This is a genomic window from Lonsdalea quercina, assembly GCF_900107885.1.
Classification (GTDB): Bacteria; Pseudomonadota; Gammaproteobacteria; order Enterobacterales; family Enterobacteriaceae; genus Lonsdalea; species Lonsdalea quercina.
On sequence record NZ_FNQS01000002.1, the window covers coordinates 257,777 to 277,853 of the forward strand.

A 20,077-nucleotide genomic window follows, 5' to 3' on the forward strand; every position below is an offset into this window, starting at 1 on the left:
TCTGCGGTTATCGCCCCACAGACGCCTCTCCGCTGACCCAGACCTCAACCTGATGCAGACCACCATCATCCCGTAGCGGAATCAAACCGTGACTGACGCCCTGACCATCCAGCGTCATGCGATCCTCATGCTCGCCGCGTTTTACGGTAATGACGTATTGGCTGCCGCCTTCCTGATAGCGGATCTCCAATTGAGGCCAGTGGGCCGGGAGATGCGGCGCGACGGACAGGCTATCGCCGTGACGAGTGATCCCCAACAGCGACTCGGTGATGAGCCGATAGGACCAGCCCGCAGAACCGGTATACCAGCTCCAGCCGCCGCGTCCGTTATGAGGATTGACCGCGTAGATGTCGGCACAGATAACGTAAGGCTCGACCTTATAGCGCTGCGCCGATGCCGGTTCCAGACTGTGATTGATCGGGTTAATCATCGACATCAGCTCCCAGGCGCGTTCGGTATTGCCCATTTCCGCAAAGGCCATCACCGCCCAAATCGCCCCGTGCGTATACTGACCGCCGTTTTCGCGAACGCCCGGCAGATAACCGCGAATGTAGCCGGGGTTAGGACCATCACCATCGAACGGCGGCATCAGAAGTTTGATGATACCGGACGCATCGTCGATTAACTGTTCGTCCAGCGCCTTCATGGCTTTCTGCCGATACGCTTCATCGCCCGCGCCGGACAAGACCGACCAACTCTGCGCGATAGCGTCAATTTTGCACTCTTCCGACGTGTGTGAACCCAGCATCTCGCCATTATCGAAATAGCCACGACGATACCAGTCACCATCCCAGGCGTGGGTATTCAAGTTCTCTTTCAGCGTCGCCGCGTTATCCCGATAAAAATCAGCCTTCTCCGCCAGGCCACGCGTCTCAGCCAGCCTTGCATAGCGCTGCAATACGGTATATAGGAAGAAGCCAAGCCAGACACTCTCCCCCCGGCCTTGCAATCCCACCAGATTCATACCGTCATTCCAGTCGCCACAGCCCATCAACGGTAGCCCGTGCTGCCCCATCCTCAGACCATTTGCTATCGCGCGTTCGCCATGCTGCCACAGCGTTTCTATCGTAGAGCTGATACCCGGCTGTTCATAGCTCGACTCTTCGCCGGGGTTGAGCAAACGTCCTTCAAGATAGGGCACCGGCTGATCCAGCACGGCGATATCGCCGGTGACCTCCACGTAATGGCAAATAGCCAAAGGGAGCCAGAGATAGTCGTCCGAGCAGCGCGTGCGCACGCCGTTACCCAGCGGCGGATGCCACCAGTGCTGAACATCCCCTTCGATAAACTGACGTGAGGCGCAAAGGAGGATTTGCTCGCGCATCCGCTCCGGCGCGATATGTGTCAGCGCCAGCGAATCCTGCAACTGGTCGCGGAAACCAAATGCCCCCCCGGATTGATAGTATCCGCTGCGGGCGTTGATACGGCAGGCCAGCGTCTGATAAAGCAGCCAGCCGTTCGCCAGCAGATTGGTGGCCGGGTCCGGCGTCGTGATCTGCATTTTTCCCACAATGGCGCGCCAATATTGCTGCACGCGTTCCAGCTCGCTGCGCGCGCGAGTTTCGCCAAGATATTGCTGCATCAGTGCTTCCGCCTGCGCAGTATCCTGTCCTACGCCCAGCGTGAAAATCAGCGTATGCTGGTCGCCGTCGATCAGCGCAAGCGCCGACTGTACCGCGCCGCACGGGTCGAATCCCGCACCGCTTCTGTCGGAGAGACGACGCAGCTTCAGCGCTGCAGGCACCATTCGCGAACCGTTGCGACCCAAAAATTCGCGCCGGTCGCCACAGATGGAACAATGCGCGCCGGTCACGGCAAAGAATGCGGTTCGCTCTGAACCATTGCCGGTATAGTAGTTCTTGGCCAATATCGAGCATCCGCGCTCGACCGGCGTTCCCTGCGTCACGATGTGCATCGCGGACTTGGATCGCAGATCGCCAAGCACCCACTCAGCATATCCGGTGGCGGAAAGTTTACGCGGCCGCCCAGATTTATTGGTCAACGTCAGGATAAACAGTTTTACCGGCGCGTCTTCAGCGACAAACACCGTCAGCTCGCTGTCGATCCCTGACTCGCGATGTTCAAACACGCTATACCCGAACCCATGGCGCGTCAGGTAGGCTCCCCGTCCTCTGACCGGCAGCGCCATCGGCGACCATACGTGACCGCTCTCTTCATCGCGCAGATAGAAAGCTTCGCCGGAGGCGTCGCTGACCGGATCGTTTTCCCACGGGGTCAGGCGATATTCATGAGCGTTTTCGTACCAGGTATAGGCCTGACCGCTCTCGGAGACCACCGTGCCGAACTCCCGGTTGGCGATCACATTGGACCACGGCGCCGGCGTGTTTTCCCCTTCGTTCAGGACGATGTGATACTCGCGCCCCTCCTCAGAAAATCCGCCCATGCCGTTAAAGAACTGCAACTGACTGACGTCCGGGGTGAACGGCGTATGACGGTCCGGCAGCGCGGGGCTGATAGGAATGAGCGGTTTTTGCAGCAATAGCGTGTTCTGCATCCGCTGATTCAGTTGCTCGATCACGCTCTCGCCGCGGTCGTCCAGAACGATAGTGGCCGCGCTCATCAGCAGTATGCGATCTTCGTGGGACATGTGTATATCGCCTCGCACGAAGATGCCGCCGGGTTTATCCAGTTGGCTGGACGCATCGCCTGCGGAAATCAGGCCCAAAATCTGGTTTTGCAGATCTTGCTGATAGCCGCCGAGGTCGGCATTGATAATCACCAGATCTACCGGCAGCCCTTTCATACGCCAGTAGCTGTGAGCCTGAACCAACGTCGCGACCAACCCGATATTGACGCTGCTGCTAACGGACAACAGCACAATCGGTAAATCGCCGGAAATTGCGTTCCCCCACAGCCCCGACTGCCCGCGTCGGTTCGCCATGATCGTCTGCGCATCGGCCCGCAACTCCTGCGTCGGGAATAGCACGCCGCCCGCCAACCGGTTAAACAGGCTCGCATCATCTTCATTGGCATTCAGCTGGCGCAGGACGATTTGACTGTGGGAGCGAGCCAGCTCGAACACGCGATCCGCGATATTGCGGTCACGGTATTTTTCCAGCAGAGCAATGGTTGGGTCTCGCGCCTCGGTGATGCCGTAGACCAAATCGACCACGACGGGAATGCCCGGCTCTAGTTGGATCCGCTGGCGGACCGCCATGATTGGGTCAAGCACCCCGCCCGCGCTATTGGCAAGTGCGCCGTCTCGTTCCAACGCCAACGGCGTTGCGCTGTTGCGGCCCCGGCCGATAAAGGCGGCGCGGTCGGTTTCAAAGGAGGTCGCCCCGCTGTTATGACCATGAACGACCATCGTATGGAATAACCACGGGCACGCTTCTTCCGGCTCTCGCGGACGGCGATGACAGAGAATCGCGTCCTGCTCCGGCAACAGCTCCGTCTGTACGAACAGATTGCTAAAGGCCGGATGCGCGAGATCGTTAGCCGCCGATGCCAGCACCACTTCGGCATAGGAGGTTATCTCAATGCTACGGGGCTGACGGCCGCGATGAACCAACGTCAGACGACGTAGCTCAATATCATCTTCCGGCGACACCACCACATGAGTATGTACGGTCAGCGAACCATTGACGCGGATGAACTCCGCGCCCGCGTCTGTGAACACGATGCGATGCTGTCCTTCCTGACCGGCCACGGGCTGCCAGGTATTGCTCCACACTTCCCCGGTCGCCGTATCTTTCAGGTAGCAAAATGATCCCCGGTTATCGCAGGTGCTATCCTGACGCCAACGCGTTAGCGCCAAATCGCGCCAGCGGCTGTAACCGCCACCGCCCTGCGTCAACATCAGGTGGTAATCGGCGTTGGACAGCAGCTGGACTTCCGGGATCGGGCTGTCGACATCGCTAAATTCTCGAATATCATACTTCGCGGGTTTGAGTACCCCTTCATGCGACTCGAAGTGTCGGCGCGGTCGATACATCTCAACCACCTCGGACATTCGCTCTTGCAGCAAAAGTCGCGCAGACTGAAACATCGGGTTACTAGCGAAACGTTCCACCATGGGCGCATCGAGCAGTACGTGGGATAGCGCAAGCAGCCCCATCCCCTGATGATGCGCCATGTATGAGCGAATGATGGCGTAAAACTGACCTTGCGCCAGACGCGACGTCGTATAGTCCAGCGCCTCATAGAAACCGTAATTCCCTCGGGCGCCATTATTCTCCAGCGTCGTCAGGTTCTCGCACGCTTTGGCGGGATTAATCATCAACGCCAGTAAGGTGGCATAAGGCGCGACCACCGTATCGTCGCCCAGTCCGCGCCGCAGCCCCAGGCCGGGCACGCCGAACGCGTGATACTGATAATTGCGGTTGGCGTCAAAGGTATAGTAGCTCGACTCGGAAATGCCCCACGGCACGCCGCGAATCTTACCCCACGCCATCTGGCGGTTCACCGCGGACTGGCTCATCAGCTCCAGCAACGTCCCGGGGTAGTCCGGCATGACCAACTGCGGCATCAGATATTCAAACATCGATCCGCTCCACGACATCAGCGCCGGTTCGTTATCAATCACCGTAAACAGCCGCCCCAACGCGTACCAGCTTTTGGTCGGCAATTGATTAGCCGAGACGGCGACGAAGTTCGTCAGTCTCACTTCTGACGGCAGCAGGTCATAACTGCTGCTGTCCATGACGTTGGCATCGCAGTTGTAACCCACGCTGAGCAGATGCGTCACCGGGTTATAGAGGAACCGGAAATCCATATTGGCGTGGTCGCTCAGGCGTTGTTCCAGCTCGGACAGAATTGACAACCGCTGACGCGCCAGTTCGATGGCGGAGGACATGGCGATAGCGTGCGCCGTCGTGACCGACGGCGTGTACTGCGCCAACCAGACCAGCGAGGGTAGCGTGGTGACGGCGCGGTCCTCTTCCGTCATCCAGCCCAACAGCTGAGACCATTCCTGACTGATCCCGCTGATCTGGGCGTCCAGACTCTCGGCCCACTGGCGAATAACATGACTTTCAGCCGCGGCCAGCTCAGCCAACGCATGGCTTAACCCCAGCATCGCCTGTAGCTCGGCGTCGAAGCGAAACAGCGGCGCCTCATGCGCCGAGGCCCATTTTTTACGGAGCTGATTCAGCACGCCGGGCGCGCGCGTCCAAACGCGTTCGAGCAGCGACAGCGTGTCATCCAGCCCCGCCAGAATCCGGTTCACATCCATGACCGGCTGCGTACGCATAGCGACCAACCCTGAACGGAGCGTCAACAAATGTCCCGCCAGGTTGCCGCTGTCGACGCTGGAGATATAGCGTGGTGCCAGAGGCGTCAGGGTGTCAGTGCTGTACCAGTTGTAAAGGTGACCGCGAAAATGCGCCATTTTGTCGAGCGTATCCAGCGTCAGCGATGTCCGGTTGATCACGCTGGCCTGACTGACATAGCCGAAGTCCCATGCCGTCAGATTCGCCAACAGCGCCAGGCCGATGTTGGTCGGCGAGGTTCGGCGCGCAATAATCGGTCCTGGCTCTTCCTGAAAGTTATCCGGCGGCAGCCAGTTTTCTTCTGCGGTGACGAACGTTTCAAAAAACAACCAAATCTCACGGCTATGCTCGCGCAGCCGCCGACGTTGATCGTCCGTCAGCCCCGCTTTCTTCCGCTGCGGCTCCCGGCTTAACCAACACAGCAAGCGCGGCGACAGTAGCCATAGCACGCCCAGCGGAACGGAAACCACCTGTAACAGCGGATTTAAGTAGGCCGTCAGCGCCATCAGCAGCACCGCCGCGACCGGATTAGCCCACATCACCAGATAGTATTGTTGGGGGGCGTTGACGCGGCGCAGCAGATGATGACCGAGTCCCGCATCCAGACTCACCCAGTCTTGCAGGTGTCGCTTGCTGATCGCCAGACGCCACAGCGTCACGCCGATCGCTCGCAGGGTATTGACGCTTTCATACGGCAGCGTCGACAGGTTCATTCCAACACGCATCAGTCGCTGCAACGCAGTATTGAACACGGTTCGTAAGTGCTGCGAGAACGTGCGCCGCCGATTTTTTCTGATCAGTTGATAAATCAGCGTTAGCACGGTAGGCAATAGCAGAACCATAGCGACGGCCGTCAGCCAATTCGCCGGATTGGGCGCCCAGGTTAATGCGTAAAACAGCACGATCAACAGACTCGGGGAATACAAACTCCGCCGGAGGTTATCCAGCAGCTTCCAGCGGGACAACCCGCTCAACGGATTGGCGACGCGCCGACGGTCTTCCCGCCTAACGTAAAAACCCAGCCAGTTCAACAGTTGCCAGTCCCCGCGGACCCAACGGGTGCGCCGCGCCATATCGGCCAGATAACAGGTGGGATACTGTTCATACAGCAATACATCGCTTAACAGCCCGGAACGGGCATAGCACCCTTCGAGTAAGTCGTGGCTCAGTACCAGGTTTTCCGGACAGGAGCCTTCGTTAGCACGGCTAAACGTATCGACGTCGTAGATCCCCTTGCCGACGAAAGATCCTTCGCTAAACAAATCCTGATAAATATCCGACGCCATGAACGAATAGGGATCGTTGCCGGGAATGGCGCTGGACAACGCCGCGTACCGGCTCTGGCCATAACGGGGGATTTCCTCCGCCAGACGCGGCTGCAAAATACCGTATCCGGCAACCACGCGCCCTTTGTCCACATCGAAAACAGGCTGGTTAAGCGGATGCGCCATTGCGCCCACCATCTTGTGCGCGGCGTCGCGCGGCAAGACGGTATCGCTATCCAGCGTGATGACATATTTGATGTCGTCCAGCGCTTGGCGCTGGTTGCCGACGACGGTGTCGAATTCATGACTCTGCTGGCGCAGCCAGCGGTTTACCGCCTGAAGCTTGCCGCGTTTACGCTCATAACCCATCCAGACGCCCTGCTTCTCATTCCACTGAGGATCGCGGTGCAACAGAAAGAACAAAGCGTCGACCGGGTTCGCATACCGCTGGTTCAAGCGGTGAATGTGCTGGCTGGCATAGGCCAGCAGCTCGTCGTGCCACGGCTGCGTCTGGGTGGTGGAGTCCGGAAAATCCGTCAGCAGCGCAAAATAGAGATTTGGAGAGACGTTGCTGAGATAGCAGACTTCCAGGCTATTGATCAGCTTATCGACGCTGGCCCGGCTGCTGAGCAGGCATGGGATAACGACCAGCGTCCGAGAGTCCGAGGGTATGCCCGTGGAAAAGTCGAGTCTCGGCAGCGGGCTTGGCGTCCGCGTTTGCAGGGTGGCATCGCCCAGCAGATCCAGCACCAGTTGGCTAAAGACGATGACCGCGGGGATCGCCATCAGCCATAGCGTCCATCCTATGCCGGCTTCGTGGGTTCTCAATAGCAGATCGGCGCTCAGCGCGGTGGTCAACAGACTCAGGCTGCCTAGCCACGACAGAAGCGGCTCCTGATTGAACCAATGTCGCAGCCGCGTAAACGGTGGATAATGCACCTGAAGTTGCTGTTCCAGCGCAGCCCGGCCTTTGTCCACCAGGTAGTAACCGACGTGGCGCTTGCGCCCGCCTTCCGGCGCCGCTTTCGCCATCGCCAGAACGGCATCCGCCACCTCAATTTCGCTGTAGGGACACTGCCGGGACAGAATTTCGATGGTATGACGATAGTAATCTCGGGTATCAAAATGCATGGCGGCGTAAATGCCAGCGGGATCCTGCAATAATCTCTGTTCAACCAGACTCATCGACTCCGCAAAATCCGGCCAGTTGGTCTCGCTGAGCTGGCGCAGGCTGGCGATGCTGTTGCTGACCGAGAGCTGATTGATTGCCTGCTGCTGGTTGAAGCGGTGGATCATGGCGTCGGTGGTCAACCCCTCCTCGGCCAGCCGTTGCTCCACCCAGGTCAGCGGCAGCGCCAACATGTTGCCATGACCGCGCAGGCGACGAACCATTTCCGCCACAAACGAGTTGGAACGCGGTGGGTTGGACCGCGCCATATCGGCAATGATGATAATCAGGTTGGACGGATCGATTTCAGCGCCTTCCAGAAACTTATCGACCCAGGCATCGGCAAGATTGCGCTCCTGCTGCGCGGTAGCCACCTTCACGCTGACGCGTCTGAGGTTGTCGATAATGGCGAGCCGCAGCATCGCGGGCAACGCCCATAGTTCGCTGAGCGTCAGCGGCGTAATTTCCTGATAAGCGGATATATACCGCATTAACGTCTTGGCATCGAAGCGGCCGTCGCCATGGGCGATGGCTTCAGTCGCGATGTCGTAAATGCGCGGTCCATTAAACGGTGCACCCAACTGCGGCAGCCCCTTGCCGAAGTTTTTCGGCAAATGCTGAAAAACCGCGCGAATGTGTTCTTCAATCAGATAGAAGTTATCAAGCAGCCATTCCCCTGCCGGTGTAATCGCCGTTTTATCACTGGCGTTGATTACATCACAACTGCGGGTGAGTACCGTCTCATGCTCCGCCAGGTTTTTCAGCAAATAATACGGCGCATTTTCCTGTGTCAGTTTGTGGGAACGAGCCAATTTTCGGCCATAACGCTCCATTTGGTCGGCCGAAAACAATTCGGCTTTAATGGTCGTGTCGGGGTGTTCGCCAGGCTTCAGCATCGGCCCTTTTACGGGAAATGTGGGACGTGGTTCAGACTTAAACCAAGCAAGGAAATTTTTATTCACGCAGATACTCCTGAGCACGGACGCCAAAAGGCAGCCAATCACACTGCAGGAAAGTGTTCGTGCTTGATAATGGGAATCAGTGAATGGTGAAAAACCGTGACTTCACGAAGTCACTGCGGGCTACGTGTTAAAAGTAGCAAAGTCTGATGTAAACGCTCAACTTTCGAGCGATGGAACCCAAAACCCGGCAAGAATCGCCGGGTTTATGAACGCGGGGGGACTGACCGGCGTGAAAGCGCCGCTCGATAGGTTATTGCTCCAACGCGGACAAGTCGATATAGGAAGACAGTTCACGCTGTTCCGGACGCGGCAGATAAGGCAGCTCGCCCAGCTGCGGAGCCGGGATTTTTTTGCGCAGCGCGTTGATGACTTCGGCGTAATTCGCCAGACCGGGATTGATACGGTTAGCGACCCAACCCACCAACGGCAGCCCGTCGTTGAGAATGGCCTGCGACGTCAGCAGCGCATGGTTGATGCACCCCAGTTGAATGCCGACCACCATGACGACCGGCAACTGCTCCTGTATCACCCAGTCTGAGTATGTGCGCATGTCATTCATCAGCGTACGCCATCCACCGCTGCCTTCGACCACTACGGCATCCGCCATCGCAGAGATTTGCTGGAGACCTTCCGTCATGGCGCAATAATCGATGGTCAGCTCGCTGGCGCTAATCTCATCTTCAGGCAGCGCTATCGGATTGATCTGGTGATAAGGAAGAGAAAGGCTGGAAGCCTCCTGTAAGATCATCGCATCTTTGTTACGCAGCCCTTCCGGCGTTTCGATACACCCTTTGCCGATGGGCTTATAGCCCACAACCGTTTTGCCAGACTTCGCCAGCGCCTGCAATAACGCTTTTGATACCACCGTTTTACCAATGGCCGTATCCGTGCCTGTAATGAAAATACGTTTTAACATGAAGATACCACTCCGGAAGGAACCACCAAGGAAATAGATAAAATGTAAAATTCAATGTCGAAGTCAAAAGTCTAGGCGATAGCCGGAGCTGCCAGCTTGCGTTAGCTCAATATTTTGTTTTGCAGGGGCCACTAATTAGCGAATAATCGGGTATTTACGATCAGCCTTGCAACAATTTAACCAACAGACTGCCGTTGTACAACGCATCCTTTATCAACGCAGCGCCGGGCATGGTGCCCTGATTATAAAATTCGGTGGCGGTCACCTGCACATTATGACTGTACACGGGGAGCGATTGCTGCCGAATGCATGCCATTATCGCCGGATGAAGAATGTCCGCGGCGCGATTCAGCGGCGAGCCCACCAGAATTTTATCTGGGTTGAACAGGTTGACCATAATCGCCACGATCCGCCCGACATTATGGCCAACGTCCACGATAATATCGTTGGCGAGCGGATCGCCTCGCAGCGCAGCTTCACACAGGGTCTCCGCCGTCAGCGGTACACCATGCAGCGCCGAACTCATGGATTGAGACAACCGCTGCTGCACCAACTCCAGAATGCTCTCAGTGCTGGCGACCGTCTCCAGGCAACCGTGATTCCCGCAATAGCAGCGTTTACCATAGGGGTCGACCTGCGTATGACCAATTTCAATCAGGTTACGGCTACCCGCGTGCAGGATCTTTCCCCCGGTAATGACGCCTGCGCCCACATTGTGATCGATAACAATTTGAATCACATTCTGATAACCGCGCGATGCGCCAAACAGCGCTTCCGCCATCGTCCAGGCGCAAATATCATGCTGCAGGTAAACAGGGACGCCGATATGCTCAGACAATGCGGGGCCGATCGCCATTTCATGAACATCGAAGAACGGCATGCGGTGAATAATGCCGGTGATCGCATCGACGATCCCCGGCGAGGTAATGGCGATCGCCGTCAGCCTTTCAAGCTGTCGTTGATGACGGCTAAAGAAGGCGTCCACCTCTTGCAGGATGCGAGACAGCAACGGTGTGGGATGCTCGGCGGGCATCGGCAGCGTCTCTTCCGTGACCAGCGCGCTGCTGAGGTCCCGCAGGGCCAGCGTCATGGTATTGCGACTGATACGCATCGCCAGATAGTGCCACCCCTTCGTTTCGAGCACCAGACCCACAGCGGGACGCCCCCGGCTTCCGACATCGGGAAACTCCGTTTCATGGACCAGATGCGCTTCCATCAGTTCGCGGACGATTTTAGTGATGCTGGCTGGCGCCAGTTGGGCTTTTTTTGATAATTCGATGCGGGAAATGGGACCGAGTTTGTCAATCAGGCGATAAACGGCCCCTGCATTTATCTGCTTAATTTGGTCGATGTGTCCGGGCTGACCGGTGGCAATCACGCTGAAGCGACTCCTGATTTATCATGCGATGTTGTTATTTTTTACACTGCAAAATAAAAAACTGCGGCCATGGTGTCGCTTTTCATAAAAACCGTCAACTATTTGATTCGTTTTGTGATTTACCGCACATATTTGAGCCGGAGTGATTCAACATCAGCGAAATCAGCGTCTGTGCGGCGGTGCTGATCGGCCGTCGCTGATGCGTGACCAGCCACATTTCGCTAATGGCGTCTTTCTCCTGTAACGACAGATATTTCACCCCATCCACCTTGATACGCCTGAATGAGGCTGGCAACAGAGAAACCCCAAGGCCGGACGACACTAGCCCGACGATGGTCATCGCCTCTCCCACTTCCTGCGTAATATAGGGTTTCACGCCATAGTTTTTGAGCAAGGTCATCACTTCGTCATACATCGCCGTTCCTACTTCGCGGGCAAAGAAGACAAAGGGTTCTTGCGCGAGCTGGCGAACGCTGATGCAACCCTCCGGGGCCATCGCCAGGGGGTGTTCCTGATGAACGACGGCCACCAGGGGTTCATGCAGCAATACCTGATGACGCAGTGTGTCGGGCAGCGGGTTGTTACGCATGACGCCGATATCCAGCTTGCCGCTTAGCAACGGTTCGATCTGCTGTTTGGTGTTGATCTCCACCATCTGGATATGGACTTCGGGGAACGACTGGCGAAACTGAAGCAGGCTGCGGGACACGGATTTGACAAACGGCGCTGACGAGGTGAAACCAATATTCAACTCGCCCACCTCTCCGCGCTGAATGCGAGCGGCGCGATCGGCTGCCTGATTCAACTGATTGATAATGGCCCAGGCCTCTTTCAGAAACTGCGCCCCGGCGGGCGTCAGCCGAACCGTACGATTATTGCGATCCAGCAGCCGGGCGCCGATCTGCTCTTCCAGAATCTGAATTTGCTGGCTTAGTGGCGGTTGAGAGATACGGAGTTTTTCGGCGGCGCGCCCGAAATGCAGTTCTTCGGCAACGGCAATGAAATAACGCAGGTGACGCAGCTCTATATTCATATTTCAAAACTATCATTCATGATGATTAATATATTATACAAAAGAATCTGGCAGTTCTATGATCCTGGTTCCGTTTACAATAATGTCCTCTAATCCAGATAAGGATCGATTGTGAGTACCCCGCTGTCTTCACAAGGAATAGCGTCGACCATCACTGATGACGCAGACCCTCTCCCTAAAAGCACCTCTTCTATTTACAAAACACCTTATATCAAACGCGGTACCCCAGCCTTTATGCGAGTCACTTTGGCGCTGTTCTCCGCCGGCCTCGCCACCTTTGCCCTGTTATACTGCGTTCAGCCCATCCTCCCTATTCTTTCTCAAGATTTCGGCATTTCGCCAGCGACCAGTAGCCTCTCGCTGTCCGTCTCGACCGTGACCTTGGCAGTCGGGCTGCTTTTTACCGGCCCCATCTCTGATAGCGTCGGTCGCAAGAACGTCATGGTGGTCTCCCTGCTGCTAGCGGCCTTCTGTACGCTGGTCTGTAGCTTTATGACCACCTGGCAAAGTGTGCTGATTATGCGGGCGCTACTGGGACTGTCGCTGAGCGGGGTCGCCGCCGTCGCCATGAGCTACCTCAGCGAAGAAATTCATCCCAGCGTCATCGCTTTTTCAATGGGTCTGTATATCAGCGGGAACTCGATAGGCGGCATGAGCGGACGTTTGATTACCGGGGTACTGACGGATTTCTTTCCCTGGCGCGTCGCGATTTTCGTTCTGGGGATCGTGGCCTTGTTCGCTGCGTTGGCATTCTGGCGTATGCTGCCTGAATCACGCCATTTTCGCGCAGGTTCTCTGAAGCCGAAAACGCTCTGGATCAATGCGCGCCTGCACTGGCGTGATGCGGGCTTGCCGCTCTTGTTCCTCGAAGGATTTCTACTCATGGGTTCCTTCGTCACCCTGTTCAACTACATCGGCTACCGTCTGCTGGATGCGCCTTATTATATGAATCAGGCGGTCGTCGCCCTGTTGTCCGTCGTTTATTTGACGGGCAGCTATAGCTCGCCGCGCGCGGGTGCCATGACGGCAAAATACGGACGTGGCCGGGTCTTGGCTGGCGCCGTCTTACTGATGTTGACCGGATTGATATTGACGCTGTTCTCGCCGCTGGTCCTCGTATTTGCAGGCATGATGCTGTTTGCCGCAGGCTTTTTCGCCTCGCACTCAGTCGCAAGCAGTTGGATCGGCCAGCGCGCGCACCGCGCGAAAGGCCAGGCGTCATCAATGTACCTCTTCTTCTACTATCTCGGCTCCAGTTTGGCTGGCACCACCGGCGGGTTCTTCTGGTATCAGTTCGGTTGGCCAGGCGTCGTAGGATTCCTGGCTGCACTACTGCTGCTGGCGTTCTACATCAGCTTCCGCTTAAAAGCGCTGCAACGTTAATCCCATCGCCCTTCTTCCCTGATAAGCCAACGGTATAAACACGGTTGTCTCATTGGGGAAGTTGGTTTATAACTTATAGTATGTTGTAACTAATGAGGGGTTTTATGGCCGCTTACGATTTAATCGAACGAATGCATCAGCACTTTATTGCGCTGGAGAAAGAACTCCGGGAAATGCAGGAGCAGTTTTCACAGCTTAAGCTCGCCGCCGCCCGCGTGTTCACGCTCCCTCAGATAGAGAAAGGCCGTGAGCATGACCCGATCACACAGATAGCGGTGACGCCGGCGGAAGGCGAAGCCGCGCGCGAGCTGGCGTTGAAACATTTTCAGCGGCTATTTATCCATCATTATGCGGAAAACATCAGCAGCAAAGCCGCTATTCGCCTGCCCGGCGCCCTTTGCTTCACCGTTGATGAAACGGAGTTTATTGAGGCTGAGCAGCGTATTGAGCACATCAATACGTTAAAGAAGGCGCTGGAATACATCATCACCGTCGAGTCAGGGCTTGCGCCCGAGCAGCGATTTGACTTCGTACATACGCACCTGCGCGGGCTGATCACGCTGAGCGCTTACCGCACTATTCCGATGATCGTTAATCCGGCATCCGTCCGTTTTGGCTGGGCCAACAAAAACATTATCAAGAAGGTGACGCGCGACGACGTGTTGAAACAGCTGGAGAAAAGCCAACAGTCGGGCCGCACGGTTGCGCCTTATAGCCAAGAGCAATGGGCATCGCTGCTGGAACAGGAGATATCTGATGTCAAACGCCTGCCGGAGCAGGCATTACTGAAGATCAAACGACCGGTGAAAGTACAGCCGATTGCGCGGGTCTGGTATCAGGAACAGCAGAAGCAGGTGCAGTATCCTTGTCCTACGCCGCTCATCGTCCTGTGTCGTCAGAGCGACGGCGCATCAGCGCCCATCCTGGGCGATCTGAATGATTACGATGCCGACAGCATCAAGCACAAGCATAAACCCAAAGCCCATCCGTTACGGCTGCTGATCCCGCGACTTCATCTGTATACCGACGAAAGCGCTTAGCGCTTCAGGCTACCCACCATGTCTTCCGGGCGAACCCACTCATCGAACTGCTCGGAAGTCAGATAGCCCAGTTTCAGAGCCGAGGCTTTCAGCGTCAGCCCTTCCTTGTGCGCTTTCTTCGCGATTTCCGCAGATTTATCGTAGCCAATGTGCGGATTCAAGGCGGTCACCAGCATCAGCGAGTCATTAAGCAACTGTTCGATACGCGGCCGATTGGGTTCGATGCCGACGGCGCAATGCTCATTGAAGCTCTTGATTCCGTCCGCCAGCAACCGCACCGACTGCAAGAAGTTATGGATAATCATGGGCCGATAGACGTTCAGTTCGAAGTTGCCGGAAGCGCCGCCGATGTTTACCGCGACATCGTTGCCCAGTACCTGACAGCACAGCATCGTCATCGCTTCGCACTGCGTCGGATTCACCTTGCCCGGCATGATGGAACTTCCCGGCTCGTTCTCAGGAATGCTTAACTCGCCGATGCCGCAGCGCGGTCCCGACGCGAGCCAGCGAACGTCGTTGGCGATTTTCATCAATGACGCCGCCAATCCCTTCAGCGCGCCGTGTCCCTGCACTAGCGCGTCGCAGGTGCCCAACGCTTCAAACTTGCTCGGCGCCGTGACGAACGGCAGACCGGTCAGAGACGCCAGTTCCGCCGCAACCCGCACCGCATATTCCGGATGCGTGTTCAGCCCGGTCCCGACGGCGGTGCCCCCCAATGCCAGCTCGGATAAGTGAGGAATAGTATGTTCGATGTGTCGCTGACTATGCTCCAGCATGACTGACCAACCGGAGATCTCCTGCCCCAGCGTCAACGGCGTCGCGTCCTGCAGATGGGTACGGCCGATCTTGACGACGTCATGATATTGCACCGCTTTGGTTGAGAGCGTTTGCTGAAGCGTTTTCAGTTCGGGGAGAAGATGCTCGAGCACTGCGGTCACGGCGGCGACATGCATCGCCGTCGGGAAAACATCGTTGGAACTTTGGCTCTTATTCACATCGTCATTGGGATGAACCAGGCGTTCATTGCCGCGCCCTCCCCCCAGCAGTTCGCTGGCGCGGTTCGCGAGCACTTCATTCATATTCATATTGCTCTGGGTTCCGGAACCGGTCTGCCAGATCGCCAGCGGAAACTCGTTCGGATGTTGCCCCGCGAGTACCTCATCCGCCGCCTTGATGATCGCCTCGCCGCGATCCTTTGGCAATAATCCCAGATCGAGATTCACTTTCGCCGCCGCACGCTTGGTCTGCGCCAGCGCATGGATCAGCGCCCGGGGCATTTTCTCTTCTGAGATACGAAAATGTTCCAGAGAACGCTGGGTTTGCGCTCCCCACAGCCTGTCGGCGGGCACATCAACCGGTCCCATAGAGTCTTTCTCAACACGGATATCGGGCATGACCTATCTCCTTTGAAGATGCGTTTATTTTCGGATAATTGAGGTACTTGTCGTTATGGTATCGTCGCGGATAAAGCATTACCATGATGGGTATCGAGGTTCTGGATCATCACCCGTCCCCCTGAGTCTTTAACCCTTAGTTCACTACGTGAAATCATCAATAACACTAGGATCCCGTTATGCAGAAAATGCTTAACCGTATTCAGCATTATGCCTGGGGCAGCCCAAGCGCGTTGACCGAGCTGTACAGCATGGAAAATCCCGACAATCGTCCAATGGCGGAACTGTGGATGGGGGCTCACCCCAGCAGCAGCTCTCTGTTGGTGGACAATCAGGGGCAGCAGGTCAGCCTGCGGGATATCATCACCGCCGACCCGGAGCGTTATTTGGGCCAGCGCATCGCACAGCGTTTCGGTGAGCTGCCGTTTCTGTTCAAAGTGTTGTGCGCCGATCAGCCGTTGTCCATTCAGGTTCATCCCAGCAAAAGCGCCGCCGAGGAAGGTTTCGCCCGTGAAAACGCGGCGGGCATTCCCGTCACCGCTGCGGAACGTAACTACAAAGACGCCAATCACAAGCCGGAATTGGTCTTCGCGCTCACGCCGTTCAGCGCCATCAACGGGTTTCGCAAACTTGAAGAAATCGCCGAGCTGTTGCAGCCGCTGGCGGGCGCGCATCCGTCCATCGCCGCCTTTTTACAGCAGCCTGACCGTAAGAGCCTGTCGATGCTGTTCGCCAACCTGCTCGAAATGAGCGGAGAGCAGAAAGAGACCGCTATCGCGACCCTCAAAGCCGCGCTTAACAGCCGTAGCGGCGAGCCCTGGGCAACCATTCGCAACATCACGCGCTTCTATCCGGACGATAACGGGCTGTTCTCTCCGCTTCTAATGAACGTCGTCACGTTACAGCCGGGCGAAGCCATGTTTTTGACGGCGGAAACGCCCCACGCCTACCTGAATGGCGTCGCGCTTGAAGTCATGGCCAACTCAGACAACGTGCTGCGCGCCGGGCTGACGCCGAAATACATCGATATTCCCGAACTGCTGGCCAACGTGCAGTTCGAACCTAAACCGGCCGAAACGCTGCTGACGCCCCCTGTTGTCAGCGAGCAGTCATTGACCTTCTCCGTGCCGGTTGACGATTTTGCTTTCTCCCTTCACGATCTCACGGCACAGCCGCACGTGCTGGCTCAGGAGAGTGCTGCTATTCTTTTCTGCGTCAGCGGAGAAGCCACCGTGGAAAAAGCGCAACAGCGGATCACTCTGCAACCGGGAGAGTCCTGCTTTATCGGCGCTGATGAATCTCCCGTGCAGATTCACGGTACGGGTCGCATTGCCCGCGTTTATAACTAGACTTTAAACAGCATGATGCTGACGCCCCGATGAGGGGCGGTACTACACAAGATAAAAAAGGATACATAGCGTGACGAAAAAAACAGTCGTGGCCGTAGGGGTCATTATTGCTCTAGGCGCAGTTTGGACAGGAGCTTCCTGGTTTACTGGCAAACAGGTCGAAAAGCACATTGGTGAATTCACAGACAACATCAACAGCCAGTTGAAAACCAACTATCCCAACGCCGGGCTGAAGGTCAGCTACCGTGATTATCAGCGCGGCCTATTCAGCAGTCACCTGACGTATGTACTCCAGTCCGACGGCACTGCCAGCGACCATCAGGTGCTGGACAACAATCAGGAAGTCGTCTTCAACGAAACGCTCTATCACGGACCGTTCCCGCTGTCTCAGGTTAAACACCTGAATCTGATCCCGTCTATGGCGTCCGTGCACAGCGAGCTGGTGAAAACCGACGCCGTCGCGCCGCTGTTCGAACTAACGAAAGACGCTCCGTTCATCAACGCGGAAACGCGCGTAACCTATAGCGGCGATACCCACTCCGATATTCATCTGGCGGCGATCGATTTCCAGAACCCGGACCAGAAACTGAACTTCAGCGGCTCCGATCTGAAACTGTTCGTGGCGCGTGACCTCAGCCAGGCTCACATCGTGGGTAATATCGCTAATCTGGCGACCGAGAAGAAAAACCAGTTGGGCCAGAATGAAATGCTGACGCTGCAAGATCTGGCACTGGACTCCACCTCGCGTAAAAGCAAGTTCGACATCAATGTCGGTGATGCCAACATCACCCTGAAAAAACTAACGCTGAACGTCGAAAACGAAAATGGGCTGACCGTCAACGATGTGAACATCTCCAGCGAAAACAATGCGGACGACGTGAATCTGTCAGGGAAACTGGGTATCGACGTCGCCTCCGTCGTCGTGCGCGACCAGAATCTGGGCGCAGTGAACCTGAAAGCCAGCTTCGCCGGTGTCGATGGCCACGGATTGAAGCAGTTCTCCGACGCCTATCGCGCCAAGTTCCAGACGCTGATGTCCAGTCCGGAACCGATCACCACCGATGAATACCAACAGCAGATGGCAATGGTCGTGCTGCATAACCTACCGCAGCTGTTGAAAGGCAATCCGCAGATCCACATCGCGCCGCTGACCTGGAAGAATGCCAAAGGACAGAGCGACTTCAATCTGGCGCTGGATTTGACCGATCCGCTACAGAAAGACCACAACGCCATCACTGGCGTGTCTGATGAAGAAGCGCTGATCCGCCAGTCGATCAAAAATGTGGACCTGAAACTCAATTTGCCGCTGAATATGCTGACGGAGCTGTTCGTCCAGACCGGTCCGAAAGTGGCCAACGACAACGATAAAAAGCAAATTGAAGCGATGGCCCGCCAGCAGGCGCAGCTGATTGCCGGCGTCGGCCAGATGAGCCAGCTGACGGTCACTAAGGACCATGCGATCACCAGCTCGCTGCAATACGCCGACGGCACCGTGACCTTCAACGGCCGCAAATTGACGCTGGCGGAATTCATCGCGCCGTACATTTCCGTCCCCGCTCAGGACGCGCCGCAAGCCGTCCCTGCGCCTGCCCCGCAGGCACAGTAAACCAGCACGTAGCAGGCGCCTTCCCGGGCGCCTGCCCTTACACCGTCGCCCCCCAATCCGCCCATTATCGCCCAGACACCCCGCAAAACGGCCTTCCGCTACCGCCATGTCGTAACCGTTGAGCATGAACTTTTCTGCGAATAAATGGTAATTTGACCGAGTTTATTCTTATACTAACGGCTATTTACTGACTCATTGATTTCTTTAATAAAGAGTAAAACATGATTGATCCGCACATCCCACTAACAGATATCCACCGCCACCTGGATGGTAATATCCGTCCTCAGACCATTCTTGAGTTGGGCCGCCAATTCAATATCGCGTTGCCGGGACAGGATCTGGAGTCGCTGCGTCCTCATGTGCAAATCGTCGATAATGAACCAGACCTGCTTAGCTTCCTGAAGAAACTTGACTGGGGGGTAAACGTGCTGGGTTCTTTGGACGCGTGTCGTCGCGTTGCCTACGAAAACGTTGAGGATGCGATCCGCGCCGGACTAGACTACGCCGAGCTGCGTTTTTCCCCTTACTACATGGCGCAGGCCTATCAGCTTCCGTTGGAAGGGGTTGTTGAAGCGGTCATCGACGGCATTCACGCCGGCTGCCGTGACAATGATGATAAGATCATGATCCGCCTCATGGGGATTATGAGCCGCACCTTCGGGACTCAGGCCTGTCAGCAGGAGCTGAGTTCACTGCTCGCGCACAAAGACAATATCACCGCGTTGGATTTGGCGGGCGATGAGTTGGGGTATCCCGGAGAGCTGTTTACCGACCACTTCCGTCAGGCGCGAGATGCCGGCTGGCATATCAGCGTGCACGCAGGTGAAGCCGCAGGTGCGGAAAGCATCTGGCAGGCAATTAACCAGCTGGGCGCGGAGCGTATCGGCCACGGCGTTGCAGCGATTGTCGATCGTAAGCTGATGGAGTACATGGCTGAGCACCAAATTGGCGTAGAGTCCTGCCTGACGTCCAATATCCAGACCAGCACCGTTCACTCTCTGCTCGCCCATCCGCTGGTGCACTTCCTGCGTTACGGCTTGCTCGCCACGATTAATACCGACGACCCGGCCGTACAGGGGATCGAAATCCAGCATGAATACAACGTCGCTGCGCCGCAGGCCGGATTGACGGAGGAAGATATTCATCAGGCTCAGCTAAACGGCCTGACTGTCGCCTTCATTGGCGAACAGGAAAAGGAGCAACTGCGTCAGAAAGCGAAACAGCGCGCGGCCTGATACTGTTCTCTGACAGCCCCCCACCGCTGAATTGATGCGATGGGGGGCTACATCAACACCTTCCCGCCTTATTCTGCCCCCTTCTGTCCGTGAATCTTCGTCTCCTCTCTCGCTCGC

10 protein-coding genes are annotated in these 20,077 nt (G+C 56.5%); 5 read left to right on the forward strand and 5 right to left on the reverse strand.

Going from position 1 to position 20,077, the window contains the following annotated elements; all coding sequences use genetic code 11:
• Nucleotides 1–7: 7 nt before the first annotated feature.
• The 4 genes from BLU64_RS04085 to BLU64_RS04100 form a co-directional block, all read right to left on the reverse strand.
• Nucleotides 8–8,626: a glycoside hydrolase family 94 protein gene (locus BLU64_RS04085; RefSeq protein WP_071999763.1), complete on the reverse strand. Its 8,619-nt coding sequence runs from the start codon at nucleotides 8,624–8,626 to the stop codon at nucleotides 8–10.
• A 250-nt stretch (nucleotides 8,627–8,876) separates the two neighbouring features.
• Nucleotides 8,877–9,542 carry a dethiobiotin synthase gene (bioD, locus tag BLU64_RS04090; RefSeq protein ID WP_026742534.1) on the reverse strand — a complete coding sequence of 222 codons (666 nt, stop codon included), beginning with the start codon at nucleotides 9,540–9,542 and terminating at the stop codon, nucleotides 8,877–8,879.
• Nucleotides 9,543–9,702: 160 nt separating this feature from the next.
• On the reverse strand, nucleotides 9,703–10,920 hold the full coding sequence (gene mlc / locus BLU64_RS04095) for a sugar metabolism global transcriptional regulator Mlc (protein WP_074727962.1): 1,218 nt from the start codon (nucleotides 10,918–10,920) through the stop codon (nucleotides 9,703–9,705).
• Between the two features lie 94 nt (nucleotides 10,921–11,014).
• Entirely contained in the window at nucleotides 11,015–11,953 is a 939-nt protein-coding gene (locus BLU64_RS04100) for a LysR family transcriptional regulator (RefSeq protein WP_026742536.1), read from the reverse strand.
• A 111-nt stretch (nucleotides 11,954–12,064) separates the two neighbouring features.
• Between BLU64_RS04100 and BLU64_RS04105 the strand changes: the two genes are divergently transcribed.
• Both BLU64_RS04105 and tus read left to right on the forward strand, forming a co-directional pair.
• Nucleotides 12,065–13,336, forward strand: a complete 1,272-nt coding sequence (locus BLU64_RS04105; RefSeq protein WP_410409820.1) for an MFS transporter — start codon at nucleotides 12,065–12,067, stop codon at nucleotides 13,334–13,336.
• Between the two features lie 104 nt (nucleotides 13,337–13,440).
• Nucleotides 13,441–14,376: a DNA replication terminus site-binding protein gene (gene tus, locus BLU64_RS04110; protein ID WP_026742538.1), complete on the forward strand. Its 936-nt coding sequence runs from the start codon at nucleotides 13,441–13,443 to the stop codon at nucleotides 14,374–14,376.
• Here the strand turns inward: tus and fumC are convergent.
• A complete protein-coding gene (fumC, locus tag BLU64_RS04115; RefSeq protein ID WP_026742539.1) occupies nucleotides 14,373–15,770 on the reverse strand; it encodes a class II fumarate hydratase in 1,398 nt (465 codons plus the stop codon). The genes tus and fumC overlap by 4 nt on opposite strands.
• Nucleotides 15,771–15,949: 179 nt before the next feature.
• Here fumC and manA point away from each other — a divergent pair, with 179 nt between their 5' ends.
• From manA to add, 3 genes are all read left to right on the forward strand, one after another.
• Nucleotides 15,950–17,119 (forward strand): mannose-6-phosphate isomerase, encoded by a 1,170-nt coding sequence (gene manA / locus BLU64_RS04120; protein ID WP_026742540.1) that lies wholly within the window; start codon nucleotides 15,950–15,952, stop codon nucleotides 17,117–17,119.
• Nucleotides 17,120–17,189: 70 nt separating this feature from the next.
• The gene (locus tag BLU64_RS04125; RefSeq protein ID WP_074727964.1) at nucleotides 17,190–18,725 is read left to right on the forward strand and encodes a YdgA family protein; all 1,536 of its coding nucleotides are present in this window, start codon (nucleotides 17,190–17,192) and stop codon (nucleotides 18,723–18,725) included.
• Between the two features lie 221 nt (nucleotides 18,726–18,946).
• The gene (gene add, locus BLU64_RS04130) at nucleotides 18,947–19,960 is read left to right on the forward strand and encodes an adenosine deaminase (protein ID WP_026742542.1); all 1,014 of its coding nucleotides are present in this window, start codon (nucleotides 18,947–18,949) and stop codon (nucleotides 19,958–19,960) included.
• Nucleotides 19,961–20,077 lie beyond the last annotated feature (117 nt).

What these genes read in the sequence shown, in the direction of transcription:
- bioD (WP_026742534.1), bottom strand. Translation starts at nt 9,542, where the DNA reads ATGTTAAAACGTATTTTCATTACAGGCACGGATACGGCCATTGGTAAA.
- BLU64_RS04100 (WP_026742536.1), bottom strand. Translation starts at nt 11,953, where the DNA reads ATGAATATAGAGCTGCGTCACCTGCGTTATTTCATTGCCGTTGCCGAA.
- tus (WP_026742538.1), top strand. Translation starts at nt 13,441, where the DNA reads ATGGCCGCTTACGATTTAATCGAACGAATGCATCAGCACTTTATTGCG.
- add (WP_026742542.1), top strand. Translation starts at nt 18,947, where the DNA reads ATGATTGATCCGCACATCCCACTAACAGATATCCACCGCCACCTGGAT.
- manA (WP_026742540.1), top strand. Translation starts at nt 15,950, where the DNA reads ATGCAGAAAATGCTTAACCGTATTCAGCATTATGCCTGGGGCAGCCCA.
- fumC (WP_026742539.1), bottom strand. Translation starts at nt 15,770, where the DNA reads ATGCCCGATATCCGTGTTGAGAAAGACTCTATGGGACCGGTTGATGTG.